Origin of the sequence: Streptomyces sp. 150FB (genome assembly GCF_000818195.1) — a bacterium.
Lineage (GTDB): Bacteria > Actinomycetota > Actinomycetes > Streptomycetales > Streptomycetaceae > Streptomyces.
The window spans coordinates 3,772,494-3,787,087 of the sequence record NZ_JTHL01000001.1 but is presented as its reverse complement, the minus strand read 5'-3'; the positions used below and the strand labels follow the sequence as shown (position 1 = coordinate 3,787,087).

General features: G+C 71.4%; 12 protein-coding genes. 3 read left to right on the top strand and 9 right to left on the bottom strand.

Annotated features, from left to right (window positions below; all coding sequences use genetic code 11):
- Both QR77_RS16175 and QR77_RS16170 read left to right on the top strand, forming a co-directional pair.
- A partial coding sequence (locus QR77_RS16175) for a TetR/AcrR family transcriptional regulator (RefSeq protein ID WP_201778809.1) occupies positions 1–686 on the top strand: 686 nt, incomplete at its 5' end.
- Between the two features lie 157 nt (positions 687–843).
- Complete coding sequence (locus QR77_RS16170) at positions 844–1,170, top strand: hypothetical protein (RefSeq protein ID WP_040022491.1); 327 nt, start codon at positions 844–846, stop codon at positions 1,168–1,170.
- An 81-nt stretch (positions 1,171–1,251) separates the two neighbouring features.
- On the opposite strand, the gene QR77_RS16165 is transcribed toward QR77_RS16170, so the two are convergent.
- A complete protein-coding gene (locus tag QR77_RS16165; protein WP_040022490.1) occupies positions 1,252–1,641 on the bottom strand; it encodes a MerR family transcriptional regulator in 390 nt (129 codons plus the stop codon).
- Between the two features lie 93 nt (positions 1,642–1,734).
- Here QR77_RS16165 and QR77_RS16160 point away from each other — a divergent pair, with 93 nt between their 5' ends.
- A complete protein-coding gene (locus tag QR77_RS16160; RefSeq protein ID WP_052488800.1) occupies positions 1,735–2,922 on the top strand; it encodes an MFS transporter in 1,188 nt (395 codons plus the stop codon).
- A gap of 73 nt (positions 2,923–2,995) precedes the next feature.
- Here QR77_RS16160 and QR77_RS16155 read toward each other — a convergent pair whose 3' ends face one another.
- The 8 genes from QR77_RS16155 to QR77_RS16120 form a co-directional block, all read right to left on the bottom strand.
- Positions 2,996–4,414: a DUF6177 family protein gene (locus tag QR77_RS16155; RefSeq protein ID WP_040022489.1), complete on the bottom strand. Its 1,419-nt coding sequence runs from the start codon at positions 4,412–4,414 to the stop codon at positions 2,996–2,998.
- Between the two features lie 91 nt (positions 4,415–4,505).
- Positions 4,506–8,480, bottom strand: a complete 3,975-nt coding sequence (locus tag QR77_RS16150) for a type VII secretion protein EccC (protein WP_040022487.1) — start codon at positions 8,478–8,480, stop codon at positions 4,506–4,508.
- Positions 8,481–8,593: 113 nt separating this feature from the next.
- Positions 8,594–9,964, bottom strand: a complete 1,371-nt coding sequence (locus QR77_RS16145; RefSeq protein ID WP_040022485.1) for a MinD/ParA family protein — start codon at positions 9,962–9,964, stop codon at positions 8,594–8,596.
- 54 nt (positions 9,965–10,018) lie between these two features.
- Complete coding sequence (gene eccD, locus QR77_RS16140; protein WP_040022483.1) at positions 10,019–11,374, bottom strand: type VII secretion integral membrane protein EccD; 1,356 nt, start codon at positions 11,372–11,374, stop codon at positions 10,019–10,021.
- 154 nt (positions 11,375–11,528) lie between these two features.
- Positions 11,529–11,822: a hypothetical protein gene (locus QR77_RS16135; RefSeq protein ID WP_040022482.1), complete on the bottom strand. Its 294-nt coding sequence runs from the start codon at positions 11,820–11,822 to the stop codon at positions 11,529–11,531.
- A gap of 203 nt (positions 11,823–12,025) precedes the next feature.
- Entirely contained in the window at positions 12,026–12,796 is a 771-nt protein-coding gene (locus tag QR77_RS45095) for a DUF6508 domain-containing protein (RefSeq protein WP_063798040.1), read from the bottom strand.
- 207 nt (positions 12,797–13,003) lie between these two features.
- Complete coding sequence (locus QR77_RS16125) at positions 13,004–13,408, bottom strand: hypothetical protein (RefSeq protein ID WP_040022480.1); 405 nt, start codon at positions 13,406–13,408, stop codon at positions 13,004–13,006.
- A gap of 15 nt (positions 13,409–13,423) precedes the next feature.
- Positions 13,424–14,594 (bottom strand): ADP-ribosyltransferase (locus QR77_RS16120; protein ID WP_347359781.1); only part of this gene is annotated, 1,171 nt, incomplete at its 5' end.

Sequence of the window (14,594 nt, the reverse complement as noted above, 5' to 3'; positions counted from 1 at the left end):
CAGGCCGAGCCGGCCGCGCTGCCGAGGGCGGCGAACGCGCGCGTACGCGCGGCGCCTTCGAAGGTGGTGGCCAGGATCGCGCCACCGCTGGCGAACACCCCCGCGGCGCCGATGCCGGCCACGGCGCGGGCGATGTCCAGCAGGACGATGCCGGGCGCGGCAGCGGCGGCGACGCCACCACGTTGGACGACCTGTGCGATGTGGTGGAGGTGTCCAAGCGCACCTTCTTCCGGAACTACCGTTCCAAGGAGGACGTCGCGCTCGGCGCGGACAGCGATCTGTGGTCCTCGTATCTCGGCCATGTGGCCACCCTGGAGATGAACGGCCCGCTGCTGGAGGCCCTCCGGGTGGCACTGAACACCACGCTGGGCACCATGGACCCGGACTGGGACCGCCGCTTCCTTGTCACCCGTGAGCTGTCGGAAGCCGTCCCCGCGCTGGCGGCGAACAGTCTGGGCTACTGCCAGGACACCACGCGGGCCCTGATCGAAGCGGTGAACGGGCGTGCCGGTGACGACGTCAACGAGACGCGCCTCCGGCTGACCGTGGAGATCTTCGTGGCCGCCTGGCGCACGGCTTCGCTGCGCTGGACGGCGCGGGGCGGCGACGGGGGCCGCGAAGGCCTGACGAACCTCGTCGATGAGACCTTCGCCGAGCTTCCCGCCGCACTCACCTGCACCGCCTGACGGTCGCCCCCGCGCCGGCCCGTGAGTCGGCCTCGTTTTCGTACGGCTGCCGCCGGAGGCGGGTGTGAAGCACTCGTTCGGGCCAGCCTGGGCGCGCGGCTGCCGGGAAGGCTCCGGGTGTCCTTTCGCTCTTTCCTCTCACAGCAGGGATTCACCCATGCGTCGTCTCGTTCTCGCGTTCGCCACCCTGACGCTCGCCGCCGCCTGGCCGCTCGCCCTGGCCGCCCCGGCCGGGGCCGACGCCCCTGCCACGCACGCCCGTTCGTCGGCTTCCGCGCCGGTGCTTCACGTAGCGGCCAAGGTGCCCCTCTGCTGCGAGTCTGTGTCCGTGAACGGGACGGGGCTGGGCTGCGTCAAGAACCGCAACGGCGACCCGACCCAGTGCGTCGGCGTGCCCGCCGAATGCGACAGCCTCATGGCGACCGTGGGCAGGGGATGCGTCCCGGTCGACCCCTCCCTCGCCGCCCGGGACACCCAGGCCTGAGCGGGGCCCCGCCGGTCGGGACCGTACCCCTTCACGGTGTCGGCGCGGGGGCCGCCGAAAGCGGGTCCGACGGGGGCGCGCTCAGCCGTCGAGCGTGGCGAGGGCCCGGCGTGTGACCTCGGGCGGAGCCGCCGTGATGACCTCGTCGAGCGCGCTCAACGAGGTCTGGAGATCGGTGATGGACCGGCTGATGCGGTCGCGCTCGCGGTGCAGGTCGGTGACGAGGTCCGGGCAGGTGGGGATCAGGCGCTCGCCGGTGTCCCGCAGACACGGAAGGATCGTGGCGATGGTGCTGGTGTTCAGGCCGGCGGCCAGCAGGCTCCGGATGCGCCGGACGGTGGCGATGTCCTCGTCCGCGTACTCGCGGTAGCCTCTCGGGCGCCGCCGCGGGTGGAGGAGATCCTGCTCCTCGTAGTAGCGCAGCAGGCGCTCGTGAACCCCGGTCCGCCGCGACAGTTCACCGATGCGCATCTGTCCGTCCTCCCCCGTCACTTGTCCCTCGTCCCGGCCGTGCCTCGCCGCGACTTGACTCTGACATCCATGTGAGACTCTACGGTCCCTCGCATGAGAAAGAGCTTCGCGACGCTCGCCGCCCTCTGCGCGAGCGTCTTCGTTGTCGGTACGTCGGAGTACCTGATCGGCGGACTGCTGCCCCAGGTCGGGTCGGATCTGAAAGTGTCCGAGAGCACGGCGGGGCAAGCGGTGACCGCTTACGCGCTCGGCGTGGTGGTGGGCGGGCCCGTCATGGCCGTGCTGACGGCGCGGCTGCCCCGCAAGGGGCTCGCCCTCGGGCTGATGCTGCTGTTCGCGGTGGGCAGCGCGATCTGCGCGCTGGCACCGTCGTACGAGCTGCTCCTCGTGGGCCGCGTGGTCTCCTCCTTCAGCCACGCCGCCTTCCTGGCTCTGGCGTTGGTGATGGCGACCCGCGTGGTTCCGGCGGAGAAGACGGGTACGGCGATCGCCACCGTCGCCTCCGGTTTCACCGTGGCGACCCTGCTGGGCGTGCCCCTTGGCGCGCTGCTCGGTGAACGGGCCGGGTGGCGGGCGCCGTTCGCCGTACTGACCGTGCTGGCGGTGGCCGGCATCGCCCTGCTCGCCGCCGTACTGCCGAAACAGCCGGCCCCCGCCACGCGGCTGCGGGACGAGATACGGGTCGTGACCCGCCGCCCTGTTCTGCTGGCCATCGCCACCACGGCGGTGGGGTTCTCGGGTGTCGCCACGGTGTACACGTACATCGCCCCGCTGCTGACCCGTATCTCCGGCTTCTCGCCGGCGGCCGTCTCGGGGCTGCTGCTGACGTACGGAGCGGGCAGCTTCCTCGGCAATCTGCTGGCCGGACGGCTGACGGACAGGTACCTGAGCGCCACCGTGCGCGGTGTCTTCGGCGGGCTGGCGGGCGTGCTGCTGCTCATCCCGTTCGCCGTCGTGTGGCAACCCGGCGCCGTGGCCGCGGTGTTGGTGCTCGGCCTGCTCGCCACCGCCACCATCGCCCCGTTGCAGGGGCTGATCCTGCGCCACGCCGGCAGCGCCCCGACCCTGGCCGTCTCGGCGAATGTGGGCGCCTTCAACCTGGGGGCCGCAGCCGGCTCCGTCATCGGCGGCGCCATCGTCGCGGCGGGTGCCCTGCGCTGGACCGGCCTGGCGGGCGCGGGGCTGAGCCTGCTCGGGCTGGCACTGACGTACGCGGTCCTGCCCCGCTCCTCACGGGTCGCGCACGACGCGGGCGCCGACCGCCCGGCGGCCGCTGCCTGATACGCCCGCCACGACGCGCTCCGCCGCCCGAGTCCCAGGCGTCCCGTCCCGCCGGGCCCCCGCGTACGTATCCTCAGGCGCCCTTCAAGTGCCGCATCAGCCGTTCGAAGTCCGCCCAGCCCGACAGGTCCGACGGGTCACCGGGCAGCGGGTAGTACATCGCGGAGCGGGTCTTCGGGCCGAGGGGGATCGGCGGCTGGGCGAGCGGGGTGCGGCGGGCGCGGTCGCCCGGCATCTCGCGGACCTCCTCGGCGCCGAGCACGAACGCCATCGGCACGCCGGGCCCCTCGAAGCGCGGCGGCACCGCCAGGTCGCGGCGGGCCTTGCGGATCTGGACCAGCATCGACTGGAGGTGGTGCCGGGTGGCGAGCACCTCGGCGGCCCTCGGCAGGGCGTCCAGCGGCGGTTCCTCGCCGGCGCCGTAGCCGAACGCCAGCGTGACGTCCTCCTCGACGCCGCCCGTCGTACGGCTGATCCGGACCGTGGCGAGCCCCGGCCGGTCCTGGCTCCCGACCACCACGAGCCAGGTCGGCTCCGGGGACCTCTCGAAGGCGACATCGGTCAGCCTCCGCAGCGACCAGGGCAGGTTGGCGGGCTCCGCCGTACCCCAGCCAGCCGGGGCCTCGCCGGTCAGCTCGCGCCACAGCGACTCCAGCGCCCCGCCGAGCACCAGCCGGTCGTCGGCCGGGTGGACCGTACGGAAGGAGACGGCCAGTTGGCGTTCGCCGGTGTCGGCGATCTCCTGGAAGGCGGCGGCCACCGGGGTGCGCGGGTCGTCGGGGGTCGCGTCCGCCGCCTCGACCGGGGCGAACAGGCCGTTCTGCCAGCGCAGTACGGCGCCGGACAGCCCGTCGTAATACCCGTCCCGCTCGTCCTGCACGACCCAGCGCGAGGGCCAGCCGCTGAGGCTGTTGCGTACGGCGGGGGAGAGCGTGACCCCCGGCGAGGTGACGATCTGGAGCCCCAACTCGGCGTTGGCGGCGGCCCGGAACGCGTCCGAGAGCCACGCCGTCATGGCGACGACCGGCCGGTCCTGGATGACCACGGCGACCTTGTCGGTCAGCGCGTCGACGGCGGGCTGCGCCGCGGCGGGCGTGGGCGCGACGCTCACGCCCTCGCTCTTCACCACGGCCAGCGAGCGTGCCGCCTCCGGCGGCCAGGCTGAACCGCCCGCCAGGGAGGCGACCCGCGCGGCGAAGGTGCCTGCCAGCAGCTCGGCCTCCTCGATGCCGGTGGTGGCGCGCGCCTCGGTCCACCAGTACGGCACGGACGGCGGCGTGGCGCCGAGCAGCCGCTCGGCCTCGCCCGCCACCTGCACGAGCAGCGGCGCCTCGACGGACACGAGCGGCCGGCCCTCGTCGTCGCAGAGCTGCACGACGGCGTTCTCCCCGGCCATCCCGACCAGCTTGTCGGGGCCGCCGGAGAGGAGACCGGCGAGCACGGTCAGCGGGTCGGGCATGCGCTGGGTGAGGGCGATGACGTCCTTGGTCATGTGGTCGTCCTGTCCTTCGTCCGTGGTGCGTGGCGTGCGTGCTGTGCGTCGCGTGCGTGCTGGGCGTGGTGTCCGTGGTGCGGTTGTCGCGTCACTCGGCGGTGTACACCGTCTGGATCAGCCGGTTCGACTGCCCCCTGCGGATCAGCACGCCGCGCCCCGCCGGCTGCTGGGTGGCGTACACCCCGGGGAAGAGCTGTCCCTCGCTCCGGTCGCCCGTCATCAGGACCGCCGAAGCGCCCGACTCGCGCAGCCCGAGCATCAGCGGCTCGTACATCCCGCGCGAGGCGCCCGCGACGCGGCGCGTCAGGACGAAGTGGAGCCCGATGTCGGCCGCCGAGGGGATGTACGGCAGGAACGGTTCGAGCGGTGCCTGTCCCGCCGTGGTCAGTACGTCGTAGTCGTCGACGAGCACCACGATCCGGGGACCGCCGCCCCAGCTCCCCGGCTCCAGGTCCTCGGTGTCCGCCGTGTCGTCGGGCAGCCGCTGTTCGAGCTGGCCCGCGACACCGTGCGCGAGAGCGGCGCACATCTTGGGGTTGTACGCGTAACCGCCCCTGAACTCCTCGGGGATGGCGCCGCGCAGACCGCGCCGGGGGTCCATCACGGCGAAGACGAGTTCCTCCTCGCCGTAGCGCTCGATGAGGCCGTTCGCGATGGTCTTCAGGAGGTTCGTCTTGCCGCACTCGCTGTCGCCCAGCACCAGCAGATGCTGGTCGTGCCGGAACAGGTCGAGCATGACGGGCGCCAGCGCCGTCTGGTCCAGGCCGATCGGCACCCGCTTCGGCTCGGCGACCGGGCCCGGCAGCAGGTGCGGCTCCAGGACGCGCGGCAACACCCGTACCGGCTGGGCGACTTCACCGCTCCAGGTGGCGCGGATCGTACGGGCCGTGTGCTCCAGGACGGCCCCGAGGTCCGTGGTGTCGGTGAGGCTGTCCGTACGCGGCAGCGCGATCTGCGCGAAGAGCTTGCCGTCGGTGAGGATGCGTCCCGGCTCGTCGGGCGACAGGGTCTGGGCGAGCTTGCGCTCGATGCTGGACTCGCTGGGATCGTTGAGCCGCAGTTCCACGCGGGTACCGAAGTTGGACTGGGTGGCGATCCGGACGTCGTTCCAGCGGAGCATGCCGGCCACGACATGGATGCCGTACCCGCCGCCGCGCTTGAGGATGTCGACGACGGCGTCGTCCAGCTCCTCGAAGTCGTCGCGCAGCGCGCCGAATCCGTCGATGATCAGCACGATCTCGGCGGAGGCGAGCTGCGGCAGCCTGCCCGCCGCGTGCAGTTGGCGGAGCTGCTCGACGGAGTCGATGCCGTGCTCCCGGAAGAGCTCCTCGCGGGCGGCGAGGGTGCCGCGTACCTCTTCGACGGTACGTCCGGCGCGCTCGCGGTCCGCGCGCCCGGCGACCCCGCCGACGTGCGGCAGGCCCGCCAGCGCCTGGAGGCCGCCGCCCACCAGGTCGAGGCCGTAGATGCCGACCTCCTGCGGGGTGTGGGTCAGCGCGAGCGAGAGGGCGAGGGTGCGCAGCAGTGTCGTCTTGCCGGCCTGCGGGCCGCCGATGACGGCGGCGTGGCCGCCCGCCACCGTGAGGTCCAGATACCACTGGCCCTGCCACTGCTTGGTCGGGTCGTCGAGCAGACCGAGCGGCACCTGGAGCGAGCCGCGCCGCGCGGCGAGCTGCATTCCGCGCGACGTGACGTTGACCGGTCCCGCCGCCTTGTCCAGTGCGATCGCGCTGGGCAGCGGGGGCAGCCAGATGCGGCGCACCGGACCGGCCGCCTGCTCCAACTGCCCGACGACGACGCCCATTTCGGTCGGCCCGGTCTCGCGGCGCCGGCTGGACTGCTCCCGTTCGCCCGAACTCTCCGGCTCGGCCAGGGTGTTGAAGGCCTGGTACTCCAGCGCGAGCGGCCCGGTCTCCTCGTCCTCGGCGCGCTGCACGGGCCCCCGGTAGCCGCCGGAGACGTAACTCGCCTTGAAGCGCTCGTAATGGCTGGTGTCGACCTTGAGGTAGCCGAAGCCCGGCAGCGGCGGCAGGTGGAAGGCGTCGGTGGTGTCCAGGACCGTACGGGACTCGTCGGCGGAGAACGTACGCAGCCCGAGCCGGTACGACAGGTAGGTGTCGAGGCCCTTCAGCTTGCCGCCCTCGATGCGCTGGCTGGACAGCAGCAGGTGCACCCCGATGGACCGGCCGATGCGCCCGATGGACAGGAACAGGTCGATGAAGTCCGGCTTGGCGGTGAGGAGTTCACCGAACTCGTCGATGACGACGAACAGGTGCGGCAGCGGGTCGAGGTCGGGCCGCTTCTCGGAGCGCAGCGCCGCGTAGTCACCGATGTCGGCGACGTTGCCCGCGTCCTTCAGCACCTGCTGCCGGCGCTTGACCTCACCGGCGAGCGAGGCGTGGACGCGCTCGACGAGGCCCGCCTGATTCTCCAGGTTGGTGATGACACCGGCGACATGCGGGAGGTTCGCGAACGGCGCGAAGGTCGCACCACCCTTGTAGTCGACGAGGACCAGCGCGAGATCCTCCGGCGGGTGCGTGGCGACCAGCGCGAGGACCAGGGTGCGCAGCAGCTCCGACTTGCCGGAGCCGGTGGCGCCGACGCACAGCCCGTGCGGGCCCATGCCCAGCTCGGACGACTCCTTCAGGTCGAGCAGCACCGGCTCGTGCGAGTCGCTGATGCCGATCGGCACCCGCAGGAAGGCGCGTTCACCGCGCGGCGCCCACAGCCGCGAGAGGTCGAGCCGCGCCACGTCGTCGATGCCGAGCAGGTCGGCGAAGTCGACGGGCCCGGACAGCGGGGCGTCGACGAGCGATTCGGCGGACAGCCGCATCGGCGCGAGCATCCGGGCCAGCCCCTCGGCGAACGGGATGCTGACCTCGTCCACGGTGCCGTGCGCGCTGATCGGTTCCTGCTCGCGCAGGTCCTCGATGACGATCTGGTCGCCGTCGACCGTGATCCGTACGCTGACCTGCCCCGGCTCCTGCACCCGCTTGTCGAGCAGGTGCAGCACGGTGACCCCCATCTCGCGCAGCCCGACGGCGTCGTCGGGGCGCGGCAGGTCCACCGCGTCCTCGCCGTGCCCGTCCGACACGACGAGCAGCCGCGAGGTCATCGACAGGGCGTCCTTGCCGGACAGACCCCGGCGCACCTCGGCGGCGTACGAGGCGCGCCGCCGCAGCTCCGACCCGATCTGCCGGGCGAGCTGGGACGGCGAGGGCGCGATACGGCGGGCGGCGACAGGGCCGTCGAACTGCTCGGTGTCGAGCAGGTGCGGCATCCACTTGGCCCACTCCCAGTCGGCGAGCCGGTCGCCGGGCACGGCGAGCGCCATCGCCACGTCGTCCGGCGCGTGGGTGGCCGCCGTCTGGACGAGCAGGGCGCGCGCGACCCGCAGGCAGTCCTCGCGCGGGCCGATGACGCTGATGTTGCCGACCCGGTCGAGGGGGACGGTGAGCGGGAGTTCGGTGCCGGTGCGGAAGCGCACCATCAGCGCCGACACCTCGTTGAGCATGAAGCGGTCGGGCGGGGTGAGGACCGACGAGCCCTGCTGTGCGACCTTCAGGTCGCGTACGGGCATCTCGCCGGTCCCGACGCGTACCCGCAGGAAGTCCCCGTCCATGCGGCGCCGCTCCCACAGCCGGGCCGGGGCGCGCACGATGTCGTACAGCGCGTCCGGCGGCGGGTTGAGGACATCGGCCAGCTCGCGCCGCTCGCGCTCCTCGCCGGACAGCTCCTCGCGCAGCTCCTCCAGATAGGTGAGATAGCCCTCGCGCTGGGTGCGGCGGGTGCGCTGCGCCTTGCCGCGCTGCGAGAACAGCATGCCGATGGAGCCGATGATGGTGACGACGACGATGATCGCGCCGACCCCGGCGAACTGGCTGTTGCGCACCATCGTCATCATCACGACCGACGACAGCACACCGACGACGGGCAGCAGCGACGTCGCGATGTTGCCCGACTTCCCCTCGGGGAGGTTGGGCGGGGACTCTATGGTGCGGGCCTCGGAGGGAACCGGCGGCCGCGTGGTCCTGGCCGGGCGGTGGATCAGTCGGGTGCTCATCGTCGTCGTCCGTCACTCACGGTCGGGCTCGGCATCTTGGTCACGGTCTCGGACACGGCTTCGGCCACGCTCTGGGCCACGGTCCTGGACACGGTCGGACTCGGCATCGGCGGTCAGTGCCGCTGCTGGGAGAGCCGGAACACATCGGCGGCGAGGCGGGTGGCTGCTTCCCTGGTCTCGTGGGCGAGGAGTTCGGTACGGATCGCGCCGCCGGCCGCCAGGTGCCGGTCGTACGGCATGACCTGGACGCTCGCCCCGGTGGACGTGAGCTTCTGGGCGGCCTTGGCGACGTCGAGCCCGGCGTGCGGCACGAGTTCGGTCAGGACGACGACCGTACCGGCGATCACGTGCGGCGGCAGCCCCTGCATCCACTGGAGCACCGCGTACGTACTGGTGATGCCCTCCAGGGTGGCGGGGGCGGCCAGGATGCGGGCCTGCGAGGCGGACAGCGCGACGCGGGCGACCTCGGCGGGCAGGGTCTCGCAGTCGATGACGGTCATACCGAAGTAGCGGCGCAGCGAGATCATGACCCGCTCGTACGCCTTGCTGTCCAGCATCGCGCCGATCTGGCCCTGACTGCCGGGCAGCAGCCAGGCGTTGCCGGGGAGCTGCACGAGATAGCCGGTCACGTCGAGCAGCGACATCTGCGGCTCGACGATGTCCGCCAGGTCGCCGGTGGTCCAGCGCAGCGTCTCGGCGCCGAGCCGCAGCGGCAGCGAGCCGAGCGCGGGGTCGGCCTCGACGACGAGGACGGGGTCCTGCCGGTAGTGCGCGTACGTCGTGCCGAGCAGCGCGGCGAGGGTCGACTTGCCTGCCCCGCCCCGGATGGACGTGACGGCGATCTGCCGGCCCGTCGTCACCGGCTGCTGGAGGATCTCGGCGATCGCGGTCGTCTCGGCGACCTCACGCGCCGCCGACGAGGAGACCGTACGGCGCAGCCCGCGCAGGGCGCGCGAGGCCATTCCCTCGCCGTGCCGGGGCTTGCGCCCGGCGGCGGCCAGGCCCTTGTCGAGGACGGGCCGGGAGTCGGGGGTGCGGTGCGGCCGGGTGCCGGGGGTGTAACCGCCCTGCTGGGGCGGGGCGTAGGCCTGGGGGGCCTGGGAGGCGGCCTCGTAGGCGGGGCCGTCCTGGCGTACGTACGGCTGCTGTTGCTGTTGTTGCTGCCGCTGCTGTTGTTGCGGCTGTTGGTGTTGCTGCGGTGGTTGTTGCTGCTGCTGATACGGCTGCTGTTGTACGGGGAAGCCCTGCGCGGGGTCGCCCTGTTGCGGGTAGCCCTGGGCGGCGTACTCCTGCCCCTGGTACTCCTGAGCTTGGTACTCCCGCGCCTGGTACTCCTGCCCGGGTTGGCCCTGCTGCGGCTGGTGTCCGGCCTCGGGACCGCCGGGCGGCTCCCCGGCAGGCCCCTGCTGCGGCGCCCCTTGTGGCGTGGTGCCACCTCGCAGGGAACGCAGCACATCCCCCTGCCAGTTGTCTCCGTTCGGCATGTCAGCCCTTCTATTCCGCCCTGCTGCCCCGCTCGGAGCGCCTGCGCGTTGCCGTCAGAACTTGTTGAGTAGCTGTCCGTACACACCGAAGGCACCGACGGCGAGCGGGAAGAGCCCCACGACGCCGATGGATTCGACCAGGTCGGCCATGCGCCGCAGCCGCACCTGCACATGCTCGGGCGGCCGTACGGCCAGGACGAGCAGCGGCAGTACGGCGGCCGCGCACAGCACGATCAGCGGTCCGGCGCTGCCGCCGTGCCGCATCCACAGCATCACGAGACGTACGACGAGGACCGCGGCGGCGGCCAGCAGCGCCACGACCTCGGCGACCAGCGGGAAGGCCCGCGCCCGGGAGAGCAGCACGAGCGCCACCAGGGAAGGCAGCGCCACGGTCCACACGGTCGGCTTGTCGGCCAGGGTGAGCAGCCAGCTCCCGGCCGCCGCCGAGACGGCGGTGACGATCGTCGCGAGGGCGAGCCCCCGGTGGGTGGCTGCGAGCGCGTTGCCCACCTCGTGCCGGCTGACGGAGATGCCGCCGGAGCGGCGGTCGTCGAGCGCGGTGAGCCCGGAGGCCATCAGCGCGAGTCGCGGCAGCAGGCCGAGCAGGATCACCGAGAAGACGGCCATCACGGCGCCGAGCCGAGACGGGTCGCTCTGCGCGGCGGCGACGCCCTCCCACACCAGCGCGATCACGACGATCGCGGCGGCGCAGATGAGCCCGCCACGGCCGAGCGGTGAGAAGTAGCCGAGCATGACGAGCATCAGCACGAGGGAGGCGGCGAGTGCGGCGAGACGCGCGGTCCAGGACCAGTCGTACGCGTCGGCCGCCGTCCACGCGGTGAGGATGCCGAGCCCGCCGGAGGCGAGCAACAGCGCCGTCGCGAGGCCCCGGTTGCCTTCGCCGATCTTGGCGACGAGGGCGCCGACCGCGAGGAGAACGAGGGTGACGGCGACGAACACACCGGTGAGAGCGGTCAGCGAGAACTCGGAGCGCGCCAGCACCGCGGTGATCACCGCGAAGCTGACGGTCGCCACCCCCGCGCTGGCCCGGCGCGCCGACGGGCGCCAGCGCCAGGCCTGGAGGTCGAGGTCGTCGGCCATCAGGTCGGTGACGTCGTGTACGACCGGGGCGGGCGGCGCCGAATGGGCTCGTACGAGCCGCAGTACGGCGCCGTCGGCGATCTGGGCCGACGACAGCGTGCTGTCGTGCGGCAGCGCCGAACCGTCGGAGGTGATCAACTGCCGGGTCAGGGGGCGCGAGGCGGCCCGGTCGTCCAGCAACTGGAGGATGTCCGGAAGCAGTTGCCCGATCGGAGTGTCGGACGGCAGGACGATGTCGGCCCGGCGCCGCTCGCCGACCAGGGTCACCCGGCTGAGCTGCGCCTGGGAGGTCGTTGCTGTGCTCACCACTTACGGGAACCTATCATCGCGACGTCAAGGACTCTCGGGCCAATTGGCGTGCCCATGCTACTAGCGCTCTCTCCCCATTACACGTGAGAAGCAACTCTTCCCACATATGGACGAGTTACGGATAACTGTTCATGGATTTCACCGATTTCACCGGTCAACCAGATTTCGCCGGTTTCGGAGAATTTGTCGGCTGCGGGAACTGCTGGTCCTGCTGCTGTTGTTGTTTCTGCTGCTCGGCCTTCTGCGTCGCCAGCGTGTGCTGGAGGAAGGACCACCCGACGCACCCCGCGCACAGGACGGCCGCGATGGCTATCCCCGCGAACACCTTGCCGAGCCGCTCGTCCGCCGTACGCCGCGCCCGCTGCGCGCCGAACAACAGCGCGTCCCTCAACCGGCGTCGGCGTACCGCCACCGACTCCAGAAGCTGACTGTCGTAATCCCGTGCCATTCGTCGTCCGTCGCCTCAGTCGTCCCGTGTGCCTCAGTTGCCTCAGTCGGGCGTTGCGCTGGTCATGATCGCCGGCCGGTCGGTCGCGGCTGCTGTGTCTGTGGCATACGGCCCCCTGTTTTGCCTCTGCAAGATAGAGCATGGGCGAGCGAGCGGTACACCCTTCGGGGGGCGCCGTCCGAGAGCCCGAAGGCCGGCCCGGCTCACGCGTCCTCGTACCAGGCGAGCAGCGATACGGCCACGGCGTCGACGAGCCCGTCCCGCGCCGCTTGGGCGATGGTCCCGTCCGAGAAACGCTCGCCGCGCACGACGGCCGTGGCCGCGCGTACGGCGTCGGCCGGGCTCAGGCTGCCGTCGGCCGACATGGCGGGCATCGGGTTGTCCTGCCAGAGATAGGCGGGCGTCACGGCGCCGACAGCGGGCAGTGCGCGCACGACCTGGTTGAGCCGGTCGCTGTAGAGCGGGTAGCCCATCAGGTACTTGCCGTCCGGCTGTTTCCCACTGGCGGACCAGGTGACGTCACGGTCCTCGTCGGTCAGCGCGGCGAGACCGTCGCGCAACTGCCGCCAGGCATCCGCGTTCCCACGGTCGAGCTGGGCCAGCAGTCGCCGGTCGTCGGCCTCGGTGACCACGTGGGCCAGTTGCTCGACGGCGGTCAGATCCGGCGCCGTGGTCAGGGAGCCGGGCACCACATGACTGGGGTGCCTCGGGTCCGAGCCGCGTACCAGCTCGGCGAGAGCGGCCGTGGGCAGCAGCCCGCGCGCCCTGGCGTCGTCCAGCTTCTTGGACCACTCCAGTCCCTGGCTGAGCCCGGCGGAGTCACCTTTCGGCCGCAGGCACCATCCGGCGGCGTCGTCCTCGTCGTTGGCCCACAGGTAGCCCATCGCCTCACCGCGCGGGTTGGCGACGGTGACGTGATGGACGGGCTTGTCGGTCTCACGCCGGTAGTGCTGGGTGTCCGGTCGGTCGGTCATGATCCGCTCTCGCTGTGGGCACGCGCCCGAGGGCACAGCCCGGGGCTCTCATCCTGGTCCGACACCTCGATCATCTCCGCGAGAGCACCAGGGACCCGCGCTTGTCCATTTTCCGCAAAGACACCTGGCACTTTGTTCCGCATCGCGCAAGCCACTCCAGAAAGGCTGCCGCTTGTTCTCCGAATACGCCCACGCGATCTCATCAATTCAGTTTTCGCGAGCCAATGCCCTGAGGATCTCGACGTCCGGGATCTCTGTCAGAGAACCCGGAACCACACGGCTGTTGGCGCCGTCGACGGTCGAAGCGCGCATCAACTCCGCCAGGGCCTCCGACGGCGCGATGCCGCGCGCCTTGGCGTCGCGCAGCCACAGCGTCCACAACATCCCCTCGTTGTACGAGGCGGGGCTGATGTCCTTGCGGTCGAGCCAGCTTGCGGCGTCGTCCTCGTCGTTGGCCCACACATAGCCGATCGCTGTACCTGTGAGGTCGGCGACGGTGATGTACTGGACCGGCTTGTCGGTTGTGGAGTTGTAGCGCAGCGGACCGCCCGGCTTTGCCTCGAATCGCAAATCCTCGTTCAGACGAGGATTGATCGGCTTTTCGTTTGTCACTTGGAACGCGCTCCCTTACACCCTGGGCAGGACTTCCCCATACACCTGAATCTGGCCCATCGTATCCTTGAAGACGCGACTCACTTTGAACTCGGTACCACGCGCCAGCAGGAGTTCGCGCTCACTCACGTCGAATTTGCTGACCCGTTCCAGCCAGAGCGCCGGTGTCCCCTTGGGGAGGCGGAGGCGCAGGATCGCTTCCTTCCCCTCGAAGCTTGAGACCGGATGATCGCCGAGAGAGGTCGACGTGTATCCCTTGTCCGGGTACGTCTGCCCCAACATGTCGGACCAGTGGTCCAGCTTCAGGTAACCGAGGCCGGTACCGCGCACCACCATGATGTCGTCGGGAACGGGCCGCGAGGACATGACGCGGTCCATCTCCGAGATGTCGTGCGCCACCTCGGGCCGCAGGACCGTGTTGTCCGCGTCCCGCAAGTACCCGTTCATGTCGTGGTACGAGGGGAACGTCTCCCCGGTGTAGTCGTTGAGCGCCTGCTTCGCTGACGGGTCCAGGTTGTCGACGTAGTCGTTCCAGCGGTCCCGGCCGTACGAGATCGCCGCCTTGTCGTCGACGAAGGGCTTTGTCCCGTCGGACAGTTCGGCTGCCGCCACCGCGTGCTTCTCGGCGTCGGACAACCTCGCGAAGTCCGCTTCCGACATGTGCGGCTTGTACTCGAACTCGTGCGCGCCGCCGGTACCGGCGGGGTCGCCGTGGTGGCCGGGCGTGGCCGGATCGTGGGCGGGGTCGTGCGCCGGGTCGTGGACCGGGTCATGGGCCGGATCGTGGGCCGGGTCGTGGCCGCCGTGGTGCGGGGTGTCGTGTCCGTGCGATCCGGGTCCGTCGTGGATCGGGTCGTGCCCGGGGCCGTGCGTACCGGCGGGCGGTCCGTCGTGACCCGGCGTGTGCGTGCCCGGGAAGTCGTGCCCCGCGCCGCCCGGCACATGTCCGGGTACGTGGGAACCCGTGCCGACCGGGGCGTGGTCGAGCGGGCTGAGCGGAGGCGCGTAGGACGCCGCCGGGATGTGACTGCCGGGTACGTGACTGCCCGGCACGTGGCTGTCAGGCACGTGACCACCAGGCACATGGCCGCCGGGTACATGCCCGCCCGGTACGTGGTCGAAGCTGGCCGGCGGGGGTCCGAAGGAGCCCGCCGGTGTGTGTGCGGGTGTGCCGCCGGGTACGTGG

Excerpts from the sequence above, each read along its gene's own strand:
- QR77_RS16170 (WP_040022491.1), top strand. The coding sequence starts at position 844 with ATGCGTCGTCTCGTTCTCGCGTTCGCCACCCTGACGCTCGCCGCCGCC.
- QR77_RS16165 (WP_040022490.1), bottom strand. The coding sequence starts at position 1,641 with ATGCGCATCGGTGAACTGTCGCGGCGGACCGGGGTTCACGAGCGCCTG.
- QR77_RS16160 (WP_052488800.1), top strand. The coding sequence starts at position 1,735 with ATGAGAAAGAGCTTCGCGACGCTCGCCGCCCTCTGCGCGAGCGTCTTC.
- QR77_RS16155 (WP_040022489.1), bottom strand. The coding sequence starts at position 4,414 with ATGACCAAGGACGTCATCGCCCTCACCCAGCGCATGCCCGACCCGCTG.
- QR77_RS16150 (WP_040022487.1), bottom strand. The coding sequence starts at position 8,480 with ATGAGCACCCGACTGATCCACCGCCCGGCCAGGACCACGCGGCCGCCG.
- QR77_RS16145 (WP_040022485.1), bottom strand. The coding sequence starts at position 9,964 with ATGCCGAACGGAGACAACTGGCAGGGGGATGTGCTGCGTTCCCTGCGA.
- QR77_RS16135 (WP_040022482.1), bottom strand. The coding sequence starts at position 11,822 with ATGGCACGGGATTACGACAGTCAGCTTCTGGAGTCGGTGGCGGTACGC.
- QR77_RS45095 (WP_063798040.1), bottom strand. The coding sequence starts at position 12,796 with ATGACCGACCGACCGGACACCCAGCACTACCGGCGTGAGACCGACAAG.